22 protein-coding genes are annotated in these 16740 nt (G+C 54.3%); 6 read left to right on the top strand and 16 right to left on the bottom strand.

Annotated features, from left to right (window positions below):
• Positions 1-250: 250 nt before the first annotated feature.
• The 8 genes from AC0L7R_RS19315 to AC0L7R_RS19350 form a co-directional block, all read right to left on the bottom strand.
• Positions 251-637: a DUF202 domain-containing protein gene (locus AC0L7R_RS19315; RefSeq protein WP_473661010.1), complete on the bottom strand. Its 387-nt coding sequence runs from the start codon at positions 635-637 to the stop codon at positions 251-253.
• 89 nt (positions 638-726) lie between these two features.
• A complete protein-coding gene (locus tag AC0L7R_RS19320) occupies positions 727-1434 on the bottom strand; it encodes a hypothetical protein (protein ID WP_473661012.1) in 708 nt (235 codons plus the stop codon).
• Positions 1427-1825 (bottom strand): phage holin family protein, encoded by a 399-nt coding sequence (locus AC0L7R_RS19325; protein ID WP_473661014.1) that lies wholly within the window; start codon positions 1823-1825, stop codon positions 1427-1429. Before AC0L7R_RS19325 ends, AC0L7R_RS19320 begins: the two co-directional genes overlap by 8 nt.
• Entirely contained in the window at positions 1822-2295 is a 474-nt protein-coding gene (locus AC0L7R_RS19330; protein ID WP_473661016.1) for a hypothetical protein, read from the bottom strand. The genes AC0L7R_RS19325 and AC0L7R_RS19330 overlap by 4 nt, the downstream gene beginning before the upstream one ends.
• A gap of 43 nt (positions 2296-2338) precedes the next feature.
• Positions 2339-2509, bottom strand: coding sequence for a hypothetical protein (locus AC0L7R_RS19335; protein WP_348394509.1), 171 nt, complete (start codon positions 2507-2509; stop codon positions 2339-2341).
• A 71-nt stretch (positions 2510-2580) separates the two neighbouring features.
• Positions 2581-4314 carry a histidine kinase dimerization/phosphoacceptor domain -containing protein gene (locus AC0L7R_RS19340; protein ID WP_473661019.1) on the bottom strand — a complete coding sequence of 578 codons (1734 nt, stop codon included), beginning with the start codon at positions 4312-4314 and terminating at the stop codon, positions 2581-2583.
• Complete coding sequence (locus AC0L7R_RS19345) at positions 4314-4871, bottom strand: RNA polymerase sigma factor (protein ID WP_348408853.1); 558 nt, start codon at positions 4869-4871, stop codon at positions 4314-4316. Before AC0L7R_RS19345 ends, AC0L7R_RS19340 begins: the two co-directional genes overlap by 1 nt.
• Complete coding sequence (locus AC0L7R_RS19350) at positions 4868-5032, bottom strand: hypothetical protein (RefSeq protein ID WP_348408854.1); 165 nt, start codon at positions 5030-5032, stop codon at positions 4868-4870. Before AC0L7R_RS19350 ends, AC0L7R_RS19345 begins: the two co-directional genes overlap by 4 nt.
• Positions 5033-5133: 101 nt before the next feature.
• Here AC0L7R_RS19350 and AC0L7R_RS19355 point away from each other — a divergent pair, with 101 nt between their 5' ends.
• Positions 5134-5955, top strand: a complete 822-nt coding sequence (locus AC0L7R_RS19355) for a PhyR family response regulator anti-anti-sigma factor (RefSeq protein ID WP_473661021.1) — start codon at positions 5134-5136, stop codon at positions 5953-5955.
• Positions 5956-6020: 65 nt separating this feature from the next.
• On the opposite strand, the gene AC0L7R_RS19360 is transcribed toward AC0L7R_RS19355, so the two are convergent.
• Both AC0L7R_RS19360 and AC0L7R_RS19365 read right to left on the bottom strand, forming a co-directional pair.
• Positions 6021-6518: a Dps family protein gene (locus tag AC0L7R_RS19360; protein WP_247129762.1), complete on the bottom strand. Its 498-nt coding sequence runs from the start codon at positions 6516-6518 to the stop codon at positions 6021-6023.
• Between the two features lie 51 nt (positions 6519-6569).
• Entirely contained in the window at positions 6570-6731 is a 162-nt protein-coding gene (locus AC0L7R_RS19365) for a DUF1328 domain-containing protein (protein WP_247129761.1), read from the bottom strand.
• A 202-nt stretch (positions 6732-6933) separates the two neighbouring features.
• On the opposite strand from AC0L7R_RS19365, the gene AC0L7R_RS19370 reads away from it, so the two are divergent.
• Positions 6934-7122 carry a PLDc N-terminal domain-containing protein gene (locus tag AC0L7R_RS19370; protein ID WP_473661024.1) on the top strand — a complete coding sequence of 63 codons (189 nt, stop codon included), beginning with the start codon at positions 6934-6936 and terminating at the stop codon, positions 7120-7122.
• Between the two features lie 38 nt (positions 7123-7160).
• Positions 7161-8699: a phospholipase D-like domain-containing protein gene (locus AC0L7R_RS19375; RefSeq protein ID WP_473661026.1), complete on the top strand. Its 1539-nt coding sequence runs from the start codon at positions 7161-7163 to the stop codon at positions 8697-8699.
• Here the strand turns inward: AC0L7R_RS19375 and AC0L7R_RS19380 are convergent.
• Entirely contained in the window at positions 8696-9700 is a 1005-nt protein-coding gene (locus AC0L7R_RS19380) for an AI-2E family transporter (protein ID WP_473661028.1), read from the bottom strand. The two genes, AC0L7R_RS19375 and AC0L7R_RS19380, sit on opposite strands and share 4 nt — an antisense overlap.
• 121 nt (positions 9701-9821) lie before the next feature.
• Between AC0L7R_RS19380 and AC0L7R_RS19385 the strand changes: the two genes are divergently transcribed.
• Positions 9822-10022 carry a CsbD family protein gene (locus tag AC0L7R_RS19385; protein ID WP_473661108.1) on the top strand — a complete coding sequence of 67 codons (201 nt, stop codon included), beginning with the start codon at positions 9822-9824 and terminating at the stop codon, positions 10020-10022.
• Positions 10023-10106: 84 nt separating this feature from the next.
• Here AC0L7R_RS19385 and AC0L7R_RS19390 read toward each other — a convergent pair whose 3' ends face one another.
• A complete protein-coding gene (locus AC0L7R_RS19390) occupies positions 10107-10835 on the bottom strand; it encodes a cyclic nucleotide-binding domain-containing protein (RefSeq protein ID WP_473661030.1) in 729 nt (242 codons plus the stop codon).
• 87 nt (positions 10836-10922) lie between these two features.
• On the opposite strand from AC0L7R_RS19390, the gene AC0L7R_RS19395 reads away from it, so the two are divergent.
• Positions 10923-11255: a hypothetical protein gene (locus tag AC0L7R_RS19395; protein ID WP_473661032.1), complete on the top strand. Its 333-nt coding sequence runs from the start codon at positions 10923-10925 to the stop codon at positions 11253-11255.
• On the opposite strand, the gene AC0L7R_RS19400 is transcribed toward AC0L7R_RS19395, so the two are convergent.
• From AC0L7R_RS19400 to AC0L7R_RS19410, 3 genes are all read right to left on the bottom strand, one after another.
• Positions 11252-12481, bottom strand: a complete 1230-nt coding sequence (locus AC0L7R_RS19400; protein WP_473661034.1) for a DUF2254 family protein — start codon at positions 12479-12481, stop codon at positions 11252-11254. The genes AC0L7R_RS19395 and AC0L7R_RS19400 overlap by 4 nt on opposite strands.
• 541 nt (positions 12482-13022) lie before the next feature.
• Complete coding sequence (locus tag AC0L7R_RS19405; protein ID WP_473661036.1) at positions 13023-13871, bottom strand: fumarylacetoacetate hydrolase family protein; 849 nt, start codon at positions 13869-13871, stop codon at positions 13023-13025.
• Positions 13872-13882: 11 nt separating this feature from the next.
• Positions 13883-14620: an SDR family oxidoreductase gene (locus AC0L7R_RS19410; protein WP_247129752.1), complete on the bottom strand. Its 738-nt coding sequence runs from the start codon at positions 14618-14620 to the stop codon at positions 13883-13885.
• A gap of 54 nt (positions 14621-14674) precedes the next feature.
• On the opposite strand from AC0L7R_RS19410, the gene denD reads away from it, so the two are divergent.
• Complete coding sequence (denD, locus tag AC0L7R_RS19415; protein WP_473661038.1) at positions 14675-15619, top strand: D-erythronate dehydrogenase; 945 nt, start codon at positions 14675-14677, stop codon at positions 15617-15619.
• Here the strand turns inward: denD and AC0L7R_RS19420 are convergent.
• Entirely contained in the window at positions 15609-16637 is a 1029-nt protein-coding gene (locus AC0L7R_RS19420) for a LacI family DNA-binding transcriptional regulator (RefSeq protein WP_247129749.1), read from the bottom strand. The two genes, denD and AC0L7R_RS19420, sit on opposite strands and share 11 nt — an antisense overlap.
• Positions 16638-16740 lie beyond the last annotated feature (103 nt).

Raw genomic sequence — 16740 nt, forward strand, 5'->3', positions numbered from 1 at the left:
AAAGTCTGTGCGGATAGTATGTGTCTGTATCGAAAATTCACCAAATACAATAACTGCAAAAGTACATACAATTTTCACATTTTGGCAAGACATGGTACATTTCTTATACTGATAATCGCTTATTGCGCCGTGAATTATTAATTTGAACACTAAAAAATATGCACCCCGATCATCGAATAATCATGATTCTAGGATGCCGCAAAAACCAGCAGGAGGCACTTTGTGAATTATGTATTGGTCCGCCCGTTGGTCATAGAATGATCAGCAGCGCCCCGGTCGCAATCGCCCCACATGTGAGCAGGCTGGCAAGGATCGTCATCCGGTAATGCGACTGCGCCTGCACGGCATGACAGTCCATCCGTTTTTGCGTTTTGCGCGATTTTATCGCGGCGGCCCAAAAGATCAGAACGGCCGCAATGATGAAAACTGCCGACACCCCTTTTGCCAGATACGGGTACGTCGTTTCCTGAAAAAGCGCCCGCAGACCCAGCGCAAGCGCCACGCAGGCCATGCCTGTGCGCATCCACCCCGCGAACGTTCGCTCATTGGCCAACATGGTCCGGTCTTCCGCCCAGGCAGTACGCGTTTCGGCAAGATCATCTGATGATGGGTCTTCAGGCAGATCTGACTTCACCATTGTGGTCGCCTATCTTCTTGATCTTCACACGCGGAAGCCGGACCGCTCGCAAACGGCCCGGCATCTGTCATTTTCTTGATCGGATTGAATCAATGCGGTTTTGGCGCATTTACATCTGCCGCCGTCGTTCCCGCAGGTGTCTGCATGGCCTCTTGGGCTGCATCAAGCGCATCACGCCCCTGCGCCATCGCACGATCCATTTCTTCGCTCAGGATCGCTTCGGCTTTATCGACCAGCGCATCACGGTGATCGCCAAAGGTTCTGTCTTCGGTTTCTGTGCGTGGCAGGGACATCGCGACCGCACCGGCGGCGGCGGCAAAACCGGCGCAGATCAACAGCGGATTGGTCTGATAGGCATTTTCGGACGACTTGACCGCTTTTGCAGCACCACGTTCGATCCGCTCTTGTGCGTCGATGGCTTTCAAGCGGGCCTCGATGATACGGGCGCGGGCAACATCGCTCAGTTCATTCGTCTGATCATAAAGTGTCTCGCGCATCTGGGCTGCGGATTTCTTCACGGTGTCGGCGGCTTTTGCCGCTGTCGCTTTCACCTCTGCCGCGGGGGGCGCTTGACGCGCACCAAGTGCCAGCAATGCAATGCCGGCACCAATAACACCCACAGCAAGCGGGTTTTCCTTGGCGGCGGTCGCGGCCTTTTGAGCCAGTTCCGGCGCGGATTTGTCCCAGCTTTCAATCATCGCGGATGGCTTAAAACCTTCGGCGATAGATGTCAGTGTTTCTGCGAGGTCGGCACGTTCCTGTGAAATTTCGGCCTCTAGGGCAGCTTGATTAGTCACTGTACGTCTCCTTTAGAATAGTCGTGTCTTTTTGAATGGTCGCGATGGTGTCGTGCGGTACAAGCGACGCGGATTTCAGCATCCGCAGCGCCTTCATGCCGACAACAACAGCGATCAGCAGGGCGATCAGGGCAACCGCGCCAGCCGCTTGGGCGGGGGTCAGCCCGACTTCCACAAGTAGTGCGACGGCAGCACCGGTCAGCACTTGCAGGGCCGTCATCACAAGGACAAGCGCCAGACCCATCAGGCCAAGGGCGATTGCCACATGGTTCATCCGATCCGCCATTTCGCTTTTGAGCAGCGCCACCTCTTTACGAAGCAGGGCATGCACATGGCTCAGAACAGATGAAATTGCGGCGCTCATGTCGCGCGGTGCAGTGTCCGGTTTCATGACGGCACTGACATGTCAGGTGTCGGGATATGGTGCGTGGTCACGTCCGACATTGGCAAATCCGACTCTACGCGGTTCGTCGACCGGAAGAAACGGCCAATGGCAAAGCCCGCCAGCGTCGCTGCAGCAACAGAGGCCGCAGGATGACGACGTGCAAACGTGGCCAGATCACGGACAAGATCATTCGGGTCTGTTTGGCGCACCCGGGTCGCGGCGTCCTGCAATGTCGCGGCGGCCGTTTCAACAGCCTGCGTATGCGGCGCGTCTTGCGTCATCTCACCAGCGGCGGCACGAAGGCGTGCTGCTTCACCAGCGATTTTGTTCGCGGCATTTGTCTTGACCGCATCCGCTTGCTTTGATGCTTCGGCTTTGGCGTGATCAGTTGCTTTACGTGCGCCTGCTTTTACAGCCTTCGCACCGTCTTTTGCGATCTCGCTACCAGCTTCGGTTATTGATTTTGAATGAGCCATGAAATGTCTCCTTTCAGATAAATGTCTTTGCAAAGAGGGTGGCTTAGTTTTCGACACCAATGGCCGCTTCGGGCTCATCGGCGACCGGCTCCCACACGTATCCCGTGTAGGCGGCAAACAGGCCAAATGCGAAGATTAGGCCAAGCGCCATTCCGATCAACGGACCTTTATGGCGGCGGCTTTGCTTTTCAATGTTCACGTCAGGTGCGGACATGATGTATCTCCTTCTATGCGTTGGTAGAGATACTGATCAGTCCGGAAATGGTTCCAAAATAACTGTAAACCTTAGTAATCAAGGCTTTCGTGCTCAAATGCGGCAATCGCAAAACGCACCTGCAACGTATAAAGACCGGCCTCGTGCGTGACGTCTTGTTCGGCACCCAACTTAATTCCGAACGCGCGGATCAGTTTTGACCCGATGCCTGTGCCACGTCCCGCTGTTTCGTCCACTGTCGAATTTGACACGCGCAACGTACACGTGTCTCCATCTTGTTGCAGACTGACAATCAATATCGGTTTTTCACCTGGTTGGGCGGACATGTATTTAATGGCGTTGGTGATCGCTTCGTTGGCAAGCAACGACAAGGCAACAACCTGATCAGGGAACATCCAAACGTCCGCGATGGATTTCTCAAGATTGATCTCGGTAACGTCTGTGACGCCGACTTCAATGGAATGCTGAACCGTCCGATCAACAAGTGATCCGACATTGACCCGCCCTTCGTCTTGGGTCGAATAAAGATCCTTGTGCACATCGGCCAGCGCGGCAATCCGGTCCTGCACACGTTGCAACGTTTCAATTGTCTCGGGCTGTTCCGCGTTGCGGATCTGCATATTCATGATCGACGCGATCATTTGCAGGTTGTTCTTCACGCGGTGGTGCACTTCTTTCGCAAGCACCTTCTGTTCGCGCACCATCGCTTCAAGACGAGCTTCTTCGCGCAGAATATCGTCGGTCAGGTCAACAAAACGTTCCTGAATTTCCAGCAGCTCCGCAGGTGCGCCATTGCTCAAACCTGTTTCGGGAACGGTGCGTGTCACTGCGAACCTGTTCATCTGTTTACGCAGGACCGCGATGTGTTTGATCACCAGCGAATACAGCGCCATCACGGCCACGACGACGGTCGCAATCCACATGATGATCGGAAAGGCACTGGCCGGAATCGGGGATTGCATCGCACCCGCTTCGGTCGTTGCGTCAGGGTCCCAAACCCCGACGATCGTCGTCGGGCTGTCAGCGACAGGGACCACAGTATAGATGTACTTTTCGCCGGTTTGCGCGAAATCGCGGAACGATTGCGCACGGAACTTCGGGAACCGCGTCACGTCAAAATTTTGCGGTAGCAACGTGTCGACTGATTCAAGGCTATGCTCGGCGGTCAGAACATCGCCCCTTTCGTTGAACGTAAACAGTTCAACCAAACCGGACACAGGCAGATCGGACAACGCTTTTTGCTGTGCTAACTTCAACTGCGGGATCGAAACAGAGGTATAGCCGGCGAACACGCCGTTGATCTCGAAGGGGGTGGAAACGATGATCACCGCCGCGTTGCTGCCCTGTGCGACAGGATTCATTTCGACATTGGCGGTCGGGTTTTGCATCCGCTCTGCAAAACCTTCGTAGTTCCCGAATTCCAGCGTTTCCTCGACTGACGAACAGTCCATCACACCATCTAGCGGCATGATCCCTGCAAAACTAAATGCAGGTTCGGTTTGAATGACACCCTGAAGAACCGGCGCACATTCATCTGGGTTTTCGAGCAGATACGGCGCGAGGTTCCCCAACATATTGGCGGCCCCAAACGCGCGCTGGATCAGCAATCGTTCCGCCTGCACCGCTTGGTCCGACAACGCCAACAAGGCAAGTTCAGCGTTTTCGTCAGCAGTCTCAGCTAGGCGTGTTGTCTGGAAAACCGCAATCATACCGATTGGGAATGCAGCGAGACTAAGCATCAAGATCACGCGCGCGCGTAGTCCATGATACCACCGCTTTGGTGCCGCATCCGCCAATTGGGTCATTAGTTTTCCAGAATTATGTCGCGATTAATGACAGCAACTGTCGACTGATCAGTTAGTTCCATGGCACTTTCGCCATCAAGCGACATTAATTCGGTCAATGCAGCACGGGCACGGTTTACGCGGCTTTTGATCGTACCGATAGCGACACCAACCGTGTCTGCGGCTTCTTCATAAGAAAACCCTTGGGCCCCCACCAACATCAGTGCTTCACGCTGTTCATCCGGCAGCGTCTCAAAAGCGGTCTTAAAGTCGCGCATCTGAAGACGTCCGTCATGGTCCGGCTTCACCGACAGCGTATCTGTAAACGCGCCATCCTTGTCGGATACTTCGCGTTTCATCTTTTGGTGACGGGTATAATACGTGTTGCGCAGGATCGTAAAAAGCCACGCTTTCATGTTGCTGCCCGGTTCAAACGTATCGATCTTGGCCCACGCTTTTACGATCGTATCCTGCATCATATCGTCTGCAAGACTACGGTTGCGGCACAAACTCATCGCGAAACCGCGCAGGTTCGGCATCAAGGAAATCAGCTCTTCCTTCGGATCAGGATGGCTCATTTGCTGTTTCTCTCCTGATCCTGTGCTTTCAACACAGTCAACAGATCAACAATCTCTGTCGGCATATCGCCGCTCGCATAATCGGCGAAAACCTCTTTCAGGTTCTCATCGATATGATGCGCGATGACAGCGTCACGCTTCGGATGTTTGCCTTCAGACATGGAGGTCCTAACTAATTTTTGTGTGCGAATTTGAAACTTACATGGAACAATACCCGTAGTTGGCAGTATTGTTCCAAAGAACTGCAAAAAAGATTGAAAAAATGACGGAAAGTAACACCATGGACAACACGTTCTCGGATCATGTCGCCGCAGAGTTGCCGTACCTACGCCGCTATGCACGCGCATTGACCGGCTCTCAGGGGCGGGGCGACAAGTATGCCGTCGCAACACTTGACGTAATTCTGCGTGACCGCAGCACCGTCGAAGAAGCCCCAACAATCAAGGAAGGCCTATTTCGGTGCTTCCATGCGATCTGGGTGACTTCCGGTCGTCAGCTTAGCATCGAGGACGAAGTTGATGGGTTGGTGCGCAAAGCCCAAGACCACCTTGCAGCCCTGACAACAAACGCCCGCGAAGTTTTGTTATTGAAAACCATCGAAGGGTTCACACGCGAAGAAATCGGCCGGATCATCGAAGCAGATGACACCGAAGTCACCCAGCTTCTGGACATCGCGATTGCAGAAATCGCTGCGAGCTCTTCTGGTGCCGTGATGATTATCGAAGACGAACCGATTATCGCAGCCGATCTCGAAGACATCGTGACAGACTTGGGTCATCGGGTCACAGGCGTGGCGCGGACACGCACCGAAGCTGTCGCACTTGGCAAAGCAGACAAGCCAAGCCTGATCCTTGCAGACATCCAACTGGCGGATAATTCATCCGGTATCGACGCGGTCAACGATCTGCTCGAAGGTCTTGATGTACCAGTCGTATTCATCACAGCATTCCCAGAACGTCTGTTGACCGGTGATCGTCCGGAACCTGCTTTCTTGATCTCGAAACCGTTCAAGGTCGACCAAGTCCGGTCTGCCGTCAGCCAAGCGTTGTTCTTTTCAACAACCGAAACGCTGCACAACTCTTAAGTTCGAAAATCAGAACAACAAAAAGCCCCCGCGCCATCACGGCGCGGGGGCTTTTTTGTGCGGTGTTATGCTTTGGTCAAAGCACGCAACATCCATGCGGCTTTTTCGTGAAATGCGGACCGCTCTGTCGCCAAATCTTCGGTGACGGGGTCGTTGTTGTCGCCTGCGATTTTAATCAATGCGTGCAAACGATGCGCGATACGTGCGTGGTCGCCTGCCAAATCTTCACACATCTCGCCAGCAGACAATGCGCCGTCGCGATCTTGTACAACTGATCCATCCATGATGGCCGACATTTGTGTCGGGGCCATCTTGCCAAGCGCGCGGATACGTTCAGCCAACTCATCGGCAGCGCCAAACAGGTTCTCGTACTGGCCTTCGGTCAGGTTGTGGACTGAATAGAACAGTGGGCCTTCAACATTCCAATGATAGGCGTGTGTCTTGAACGTCAGACGGTACGTGTCCGCCAACACGCCTGAAATGGCTTCAGCCAGTGCGTCTTGGTTGCGCACGCCGGATGGTACTTCTGTTTCTTCGCCTACGATATTCAATGCTTGTGTCATGGTATTCTCCTTTCGGGGGTAAATTGGTTTGGTGTCAGATCAGCGGTTCGACTATCTTTTGACGACACGCGCGATCAGGCTGATCACGAACAGCGCCAAGAAAATAAAGAACAGGATTTGCGCAATCCCTGCAGAGGCGCTGGCGATCCCGCCAAATCCAAAAACAGCAGCGATTACTGCAACAACAAGAAAGATAAGTGAGTAATGTAGCATCGGTTCGATCCTTTCGGTTCAGTTACGGTGGCGACGATATTTGCCGCGCTTGGTGTAGCAACTGGACACCTGGGGGATGGTTCCAATGATTCTGAAATCCTTTAAAAACAGGGCCTTTTGTCGCAACGCGCCATTATTTCGGAACCTTATCCGGCGCTGGCGGTTGCTCAGCCAACGCAACATAACAAGACGGAGATACATCATGGAATATGCAGGTATTGGCGGTTTTATTCTTTTGGTCCTGAACGTATGGGCTATCGTTTCAATCATCGGATCAGGTGCCACGACCGGTTCAAAAGTTCTTTGGACACTCGTCGTTCTGATCTTGCCACTGCTGGGCTTTATCGCTTGGTTGGTTGCAGGCCCACGGTCCAACCGTATGCCAGCCTAACAATTGCGCCGCTTGCGGGCCCGTGAAGGAACAAACAAATGGGCGATCACCTAGATGCGATTGGTGAGACACAAATCTTTCTAACCGCATCATCTTCCTATCCAGCCCTTGAGCAGCAATTTCTGCAAGCCCGGTCGCACATAGCGGCCGGGTTTCGCGTGTTTGACCCCCGCACGAAACTGCGTTCCGACGCAGGGCGTGCAATTGGGGAAGACTGGTACGATCTGATTGCCCACACGCTGCGGCGTGGTGTGTCGATCCGGATGATCCTGACCGATTTCGATCCGATCGTGCGCCCCGATGATCACCGGATGACGTGGAACGCGGTGCGCAGGTTTATCTCCGCAGGCGAAGCATCCGGCAGGCCTAATCTGTTGGACATCACGCCCGCCATGCACCCTGCCCGTATCGGACGAGGGTCTGCGGCCATGCTTTGGCCCAAGGTCATGCACGAAATCACGAAAGAGGCGCGTCGCCTAAACGCCTTACCTGCGGATGAAGCCAAGCGCGATCTATCGATAATGCCGTTGCTTGCGCCCTATATGATTGGGGACCACCCAAATCTGCGAGCGAACCGACGCCTTTTACCCCGTCTTGTGCCAACCACATATCACCAAAAGATCGCGGTCTTTGACGACACGAATGTCTACATTGGCGGACTCGATCTGGATGAACGACGCTACGACACACCTGATCACGACAGACCGGGCGAACAAACGTGGCGGGATTGTCAGATCCTGACGTCCGGCCCTATCGCCAAAGAAGCAGCCGAACATCTAAACGAGCTGCTGGCCGTCACATCAGGGACTGCGACAGCAAAACCCAAACAATCACTGCTGCGCACATTATCTGCACCACGCACATCAAGCGCGTTCCGCCTGTCCCCCCGCCCTGTCGTCACAGAATTAGAAGCGGCGCACATCGACCAGATCAAAAAAGCGCAGCGCTTTATCTATTTGGAAACCCAGTTCCTGCGCAGCAAACCCATCGCAAAGGCGCTATCAGAGGCAGCGAAAGCAAACCCCGACCTGCAATTGCTTGTCTTACTTCCGGGTGCCCCCGAAGATGTTGCGTTTCATCACAGCACCCGCAGCGATGCGCGGTACGGCGAATACCTACAGGCCAAATGCATCGACATGATAGTCAAAGCTTTTGGCGATCGTGTCTTTGTCACGTCGCCCGCTCAACCACGACCTGTGAATGATGACAGTCGTGGAACTCTCAAATCCGCGCCGCTGATCTACGTGCATTCAAAAGTGGCGATCTTTGATGATACAGCAGCGATTGTGTCATCCGCTAATCTGAACGGACGAAGCCTACGCTGGGATACCGAAGTGGGACTGACACTGACCCGCCCTGAAGACGTCGCAAAACTGACCAAGGCCTGTTTTCGGCATTGGCTGCCCGACGATGACGACACAGACCTTTCCAAACAGGTCGCGACGTGGCGCCAGATTGCGCAAGACAACGCACAGACGCCGCCCCATAATCGCGACGGGTTCCTGCTGCCTTATCCCATCGCACCGGCCCGCCGTTTCGGGCGCAATCTGCCGGGCGTGCCCGAAGAAATGACCTAAACGACCGCCACTTTGTAGCGGTCGCGCAAGGCCAAGACCCAAACCAGCAATGGGATCGCGATGATCCCGCCGACAGGACCCCACATCCACAGCCACACGACCAGCGACAGGAATACCAAAAGCGGGTTCACATCCATCGTGCGCCCCACCAAGGACGGCGTCACGAACTGCCCTTCGATCATGTTGGCCACAACATAGATCACCGCGGGCGCAAAACTCAGCGGGCCGTCAAACGCAACGATCCCCCCGACCAGCAGACACACGGCAAACATTGGTGGCCCCAGATACAGAATGAAGTTCGCCAAGGCGGCAAGGAACCCCCAGACAATCGGGAAAGGCATGCCCATGATCGCCAACATGACGCTGACCAGCGCACCAAAACTCGCGTTGATGATGGTGATCGTCAGAAAATAGCGCGACACCTGCTTTTCAGCTTCGCGCATATCGCCACCTGTCAGACCGCGATCCAGTTTTTCGATGTAGGCGTAAACTTCGTCGCGCGACAACAAAAAGAAATAAAGCGTACCAATAAAAATCATCACACGGGCGGCATAACCCGGCGCGTATAACAACGCTTCTGTGGCCGAAGGGACAACCATCGCTTCTTCAGCGGGCGCGCCTGTTCCTTCGCTGCCCAATGCATCGGCAACCTCTTCACCCGCTTCTTCGAGGCCCCGTAAAGTAGACTGCGCCAATTCAACGGTTTCGCGCAATTCAGACCAGATCACAGGGGCGCGGTTAATGGCCGTCGTCAAAACGGGTTCAAGTAAGAACAACACCACGGCGATCACCAGCAACGTGATCGCGAGCGTCGAAAATGCGCTTAGCCCGCGTGGCAATCCAAAGCGGTCCATCAAATCAGACACTGGCGATAGGACCACGCCCAAAACAACCGCCAGCAGGATCGGTGCAAACAGTGTCGCTGCGAAATTCAGCACCACCATCACCCCCACCACGGTCATAATCCAGATGGGGACGGCGAACTTTTCGACAGATTGCATGTGAAGGCCTTTCTATTGCTTACCAAGAACTGACGACATGCCAAAATGTTCCAAAACATTGGAACGAATTGCACAGCCTCCAGTTGCTCTATCAATCGAAACGCAAATGAAGGAGACCATGATGAACTGGGATCAAGTACAAGGCGAATGGAAGCAATTCAAAGGCAAAGCTATTACGCAGTGGGGCAAATTGACAGACGACGAAGTTGATCAAGTCGCAGGCGACCGTGAACAGCTCGAAGGTCTGATTCAGTCCAAATACGGCAAGACCAAAGAAGAAGTGCGCGAAGAAGTAGACGCATGGATGGCCAAAGCGTCCTAAGACGCGACGGTCATACAGACCCAATAAAACGGGGCTGGATCGTATGATCCGGCCCCTTTTTCGTGGCACATAGGGCGGCGCGTTTTACATAATCGGACGTTGGACAGCGGGTTCAGGGTCAACCATTCCGATGTCACTCAGTTTATCCAGATCGTTCACCTGCAACACGCCATCAGACCAGACAGCACATTGCATTTCACGCAGCTTGGTCAGCGTCTTGTTGGTGTGAACCAAAGACAACCCCAAGGTGTCTGCAAGATCCTGCTGCTTATATGGAAACGTCATCGCATTATCGGCGACCATCCCAAGGGATTTGCCACGACGATAGATTTTGACCAGCGCCCAAGCGATTGATTGCAGGGCATCGCGTTGACCCAATGTGGTGATCGTTTCACCCAAAAAATGTTCATCAACCGCCGCGAGCCATGTCAGCGCATAAGCCCGCTCTGGGTCCTGCCGAAAGAACGACCACATTTCGGTGCGATCAAAAACGCATAGGGTCATCCTTGTTGTGGCTTCAATCGAATGCCCCATTTCGCCCATCAGCGCGGCTTGCAGTCCTAGAAAATCGCCGGGGAACACAAGGTTCACCACCTGACGACGGCCATTCTGCAATGTCTTGGATCGCAGGCCCATGCCCCGCAATGCGGTGTATAACTGCGGACTGTTTGATCCCTCCAACATTAACGGCGTTCCGGCATCGACGGTCATTTCGCCAACCTTGAAACGCTGCATGGCGCGGACGGCGTCTTTTGTCAGTGGTGCGAACGCATCGCGCTGTCTCAGCGGGCACACCTCACATTTGGTTGTCATGGATATGCCCCTTGCTATGTCACAGTTTAATGCGCCCCGTCGGGACGAATTGTTAAGTGGTGAACTGACCAACAGGGAATTTGTTTCATGCAAAGTCACGGCGTCATCTATGTAGCCGACCCGATCATGTCACTTGACCTGTCTGAAATGCTGACATCTGTGCTGCATCCGACGGCGATCGTCCTGCCGCAATCTATCGAAGAAGCAGGCGTCGCCGCCCTGAATGCGGCGTATATCGTGACCGACAAGGCCGGCAGCCTCGCGCTGGCAAGCGTGCAACCGGGGCGGGCCATTCCACATCTATATGTCGGGGCAACCGATGATTTTCTGTATCTGACCGAAACCTATTTCTGCCTCGAAAAACCGTTTACCAATACGACGGTATTTGATGCGCTCCAGACATTGGGCCTGACCGCTTAATCCATTTTGCGCGCAAAATCGCGGACAGTAGCGATGTCATCCGGATCTTCGATCTCGGCAATGAGCCGATCAAGCAGTGTCGCCAAATGCGCGGACGTCAAATCGTCGGTCTTGATGTAAGCATAGCACTGCCCGAACCCCTGCGAAAAAATCTGGTCAAAGGTCACGTCTTCCGACCAAACGCGCGTGATCGGACTTTCCCGAAAACCGCCATTGTAAAGCGACGCGGTCGATTGCGCAGCATACAGCCAGTTCAGGCAATTGATCGCCGTATAAGGATCGTTCACGCCGGGCGACAAAGCGCGGGCCGTCATTTCAACCAGCTGCTGCACGATGAACAACAGGTTCTGATCCTCCGTCGGGGTCGATCCCACGACAAAACATCCGCACAGCGTTTCGGTCAATTCTTCTGAAAGGTTTTTTTCAGACCAAACATCCATCACCGCGGTAGATGGACCTACAAAACCACCTACGCCATGCAGGATATGAACGTGCAGATCATGTTTGTCCGCCAATTCAGTCAATTGTTCGCGGTCATAATTCTGGATATAGCCGTTATGGGAAATCCGCAAAGACTGCGTCGGATCACCGTCCGGACGGGCAACATCGTCGGACGTGCCTATTTCGGGGCGTTCATCAATGGCCGTTTCAATGGCGGCCCGTAAACGTTTGCCCAATCCGGCAGAGATATTCGAAACGTTGATTGTTTCGGGGATGTGGTGGACGTAATAAATCACGGTGATGATCGACACACCCATCATAAGCATCGACAGCCCTAATGATAGATGCGGCACGAAGGCTTCAAAGGCAGGATCATCGGCACCATCCCCGCTGTGAATGGCACGCAAAACCATCAAGGCGAACACGAAGGTGCCGAACAGAATACCAAGGCTCCATTGGGTGCCGCGATCCTTCATAAAGTTACCGATCAGACGCGGACCAAAATTGCCCGACGCAAATGATACAGCCACAATCGTCACCGAAAACATCACGCCAGCGACGCCCAGCACAGATTGGGCAATCACCGACGCCGTCGATCGGGCGCCGTCCACCTCCGTGGTCTCCCATGACTCTGGCCAGATGTAGAAAATGGAATCGCGGTTCAGGTCGATCAACAGCGATATCTGTGATGCGACGACAGCCAAAAGGACAAGCACGGTTGGCACAAACCAGTAGCTTGATCTGGTCTGCAAAAACAAATTCTTAACGATTGCGCGCTTACTCATGGTCGCCCCTATTCGGCTCGCGAACAGGCAAAGCACCTTCATCGCGTCACATTACTGTACACGACCTAGCACCGCTCATCTTGCGATCAATGGGTTGCGCTAAAACAAGCTCGCGCTCTTGCGGCGACCACATGTGTGGCAAACCTGTCCAGGCTGCGACGTGCTTTCACGCCATTTATGAAATCCGCATGCGCAAAGCGCCCGAAGAAAAAATCCCATCAAATGTATTCCCAACAACACATAAGTTGATCTTAAAAGCCGCGCGAAACGGCTTGTTGCCCGTAATGGACGATCACATTTTCAAAATTGCGCTCGAAAGAAATATTCAGCGCGCGGGTAGTATTTAACACAATTTAACTATTGATGCGTGTCGTCTGACCTATCGTCAACAGCACGACAACCACAAATGCACAAATTGTCCGCAACAAACAAAACACGATGAAATTAGTGGCTTTTTCGTGTCGGCTAGCCGACAGATGGCATCGCAATTTGCAATGAAATGGCGCGGCAGGAACGTCATCCCGCCAGGCCATTCGCAACCTTATGCGTCTTGGCCCACGTTCTGGCGCTGCGCACCTAACCCTTCGATGGTCAAATCCATCACATCGCCTTTTTTCAGATACACAGGCTCTGGCTTGATCCCCATACCAACACCCGGAGGCGTGCCCGTGGAAATCACGTCGCCCGGATGCAGCGTAAACAGACCGCTCAGGTGTTCGATAATCTCGGCAACCGTAAAGATCATCGTCGACGTGTTTCCGGTCTGCATCCGCTTGCCGTTCACATCCAACGACATGGCAAGGTTCTGCGGATCTTCAATTTCATCACGCGTCACCAGCCAAGGACCGGTTGGACCAAAGGTGTCGCAGCTTTTTCCTTTTGTCCAAGCCCCGCTCAGTTGCGTTTGAAAGTGCCGTTCGGACACGTCGTTCACGACGCAATACCCCGCAACATAATCCAGCGCGTTTTCCTTGGTCACGTATTTGGCCGTCTTACCAATCACGACGCCCAGCTCGACTTCCCAATCGGAATGGGTGGATCCGCGCGGGATCATCACGTCATCATTCGGGCCCACAATCGCGGAATTCGCCTTCATGAACAGGATCGGGTGCTTCGGAATATCCGCACCGGTTTCAGCCGCGTGATCGGAATAGTTCAAACCGATGCAGCAGAATTTACCAATGTCACCAACACAGGCCCCAAGACGCGGATCACCGTCTACAACAGGCAAACTTGCCGGATCAATGTCGCGCAACTTCGCAAGTCTTTCATCTGACAATGTCGCACCGTTAATGTCGTCAATCACGCCTGACAAATCACGCAGGCCACCGTCGCTGTCCAACATTCCGGGCTTTTCTGAACCCGCAGGACCATAACGTAGTAATTTCATCGCTCTCTCCCTTAGCCGGACCAACCGCCGTCAATAACGTGCGGCTGTCCCGTTATAAATCCGCTTTCGTCGCTGGCCAGATAGACGACCAGCGCCGCGATTTCTTCGGCAGTCGCAACGCGACCCATCGGCTGGCGCGACACAAATGCCTCTAGTGCTGCATCATAGCTGCCCATTTCTTCGCCCAACGCTTTGACCCGTTCGTGCCAGCTTGGGCTTTCAACCGTGCCGGGGCAGATGCAGTTACACCTGATCCCCTGCTTGATGTAATCGACAGCCACCGATTTGGTCATGCCGATCACAGCCGCTTTGGTCGTGCCGTAAATGAACCGGTTCGGGGCGCCAATGATAGATGACAAGGCCGACGACATATTCACAATCGACCCTTTACCGTTTTCCAACATGCCCGGCAGAACAGCCTGCATCATCCGCATCATCGACCGGACATTCAGGTCAAAGGCAAAGTCCCATTCTTCGTCCGTCGCATCCAGAACTGTCCCATGATGCACAAAGCCCGCGCAGTTGAACAAGACATCAGGCTTCGCTGTCGCAACACCGTCTTTGATGCTTGCCGGATCGCAGACGTCCATCACAAACGTCTCGACACCGTCCATGCCAGCCAACGCCGCCTCGTTTATATCGGTTGCGAAAACAGTTGCGCCTTCTGCGGCCATAGCCAGCGCAGACGCGCGGCCAATCCCCTGCCCTGCAGCGGTGACAAGCGCGCGCTTGCCCGTTAGTCTACCCATGATGTCCTCCCAGTTGGGATCAACCCTACACGCTGACAAAAAAGAGTGAATACCATGACACGCATTTTTATCCTCGGTGGGGGCGGCATGATCGGCCAAAAACTGGCGGGTCAACTCTTGGCGGAAGATCCAAACGCAGACATCACACTGCACGACATCGCGTTTCCGCCTAACGGCGTGGCCTGCAAACAGCAGACCGGTGACGTGTCCGACCCCGCGACAATGGCAGCGATCGCGCGGGAAAAATACGACACGATTTACCATCTCGCTTCTATCGTGTCAGGCGAAGCGGAACAGCAGTTTACCAAAGGCTGGTCGACAAATCTGCACGCCATGATGAACCTGCTCGACGGGTTGCGCACCGCAGACCACTGCCCGCGGATCGTCTTCACATCCTCAATCGCTGTGTTCGGCGGCCCCTACCCCGACGTGATCACAGACGACTATCTGCAATCACCGCAAACCAGCTACGGGGCACAAAAACTCGCGTGCGAAGTCTTACTCCAAGACTATTCCCGCAAAGGATTTGTCGACGGCATTTCGCTGCGGCTACCCACAATCTGCGTGCGCCCCGGCAAACCAAACCTTGCTGCATCATCGTTCTTTTCGGGGATCATCAGGGAACCCTTGAATGGACAAGAGGCAATCCTGCCCGTGGACGACAGCACGCGCCACTGGTTCGCATCACCTCGTGCGGCGGCAGGATTCCTGATCCACGCAAGCCAATTGGATACGGCAAAACTCGACGGGCGGCGCGCGCTGAATTTACCGGGGGTCAGTTGCACAGTGGCCGAACAAATCGAAGCCTTGCGCGACATCGCGGGTCAGGACGCCGTCGACCTGATTAAACCCGCCCACGATCCGGACATCGCCAAAATCGTCGCAGGTTGGCCGCGCAACTTCGCACCAAATCGCGCGGCAGAGCTAGGTTTCAAAGCCGAAACCAGCTTTGCCGACATCGTCAAAACCTATATCGCAGACGATCTGCCTAGCCTCTAAAAACAGGCCCCGTCGACGTTCCGACAACCAGCTCTGCTTCCAGCAATTTATGCTGCGGCGGGCTATCGGGATCGCCAATTTGGTCCACCAGAATACGGGCGATCTGGCGGCCTGCTTCGCGCACGGACGACCGGACTGCGGTAAAGATCGGCACGGTTTGGCGATTGCTCAGGTAGGACAAATCATCGTCGTAGGCGATCAAAGATACCTCGCGGCCCAGCGTCAGTCCGGCCTCTTGCACAGCGCGGCGCGCACCAATCGCGGAAATCACGGACGACATCAGGAACGCGGTCGGCGGGGTTGGCAACGCCAGCATGGCCCGCACCGCGTCATATCCGTTTGCTTCGGTCATTTCGCCGCTGGTCATATAGGTCGGGTTCGGGGTCAGGTCGCGCGCCGTCAATGCGGCTTCAAAACCAGCGCGGCGCCGGAACGCAAAATCCATCGTTTCGTCGCCGTTCACCAGACCAATCCGTTCGTGGCCCAAATCCAACAGAAACTGACCCGCCCGTTCGAACGCACGTTTGTTGTTCACATCGACCCAAGCGTAAGGCGTGGTCACATCCGTCGCGCGGCCATGCACCACAAACGGCATCCCGATTTCACGTAGCAACGCGATCCGATCATCGTTCATCAGCGGGGCCTGCAACACGATACCATCAACCGCGCCCTCGGATTGCAAACGTCGGAACAACGATGCTTCCTGATCTGCGTCCGTAACGGTCAACGACAGGCTGTAGCCCAACGCGCCGCTTGTCTCTGTCACGCCCGCAACAAAGTCCCCGAAGATCGGGTTTACCAACTGATCCTTGTTCGATGACGACAGCACATGGCCGATATTGAACGACCGGCCAGTGGCCAATGCGCGGGCCCGTTTGTTGGGCTGATAATTGAATTTCACCGCAGCATCAGACACGCGTTGACGGGTTTCTGCGCTCACTTCGGGGTAGCCACCTAAAGCGCGACTGACTGTCGTGGGCGACAACCCCAACCGTCCAGAGAGTTCTTTCAGGTTCATCTATTTCACCAAAGCGCTTTCAATCATCGCTCGACTTTGGGCAATAAAAACACAAGGGTCAACGCATTTTTTGATCAAGCAGCCAAAGTATGAACCATGTATA

The sequence above is a fragment of the Yoonia sp. D2-7 genome (assembly GCF_055809435.1).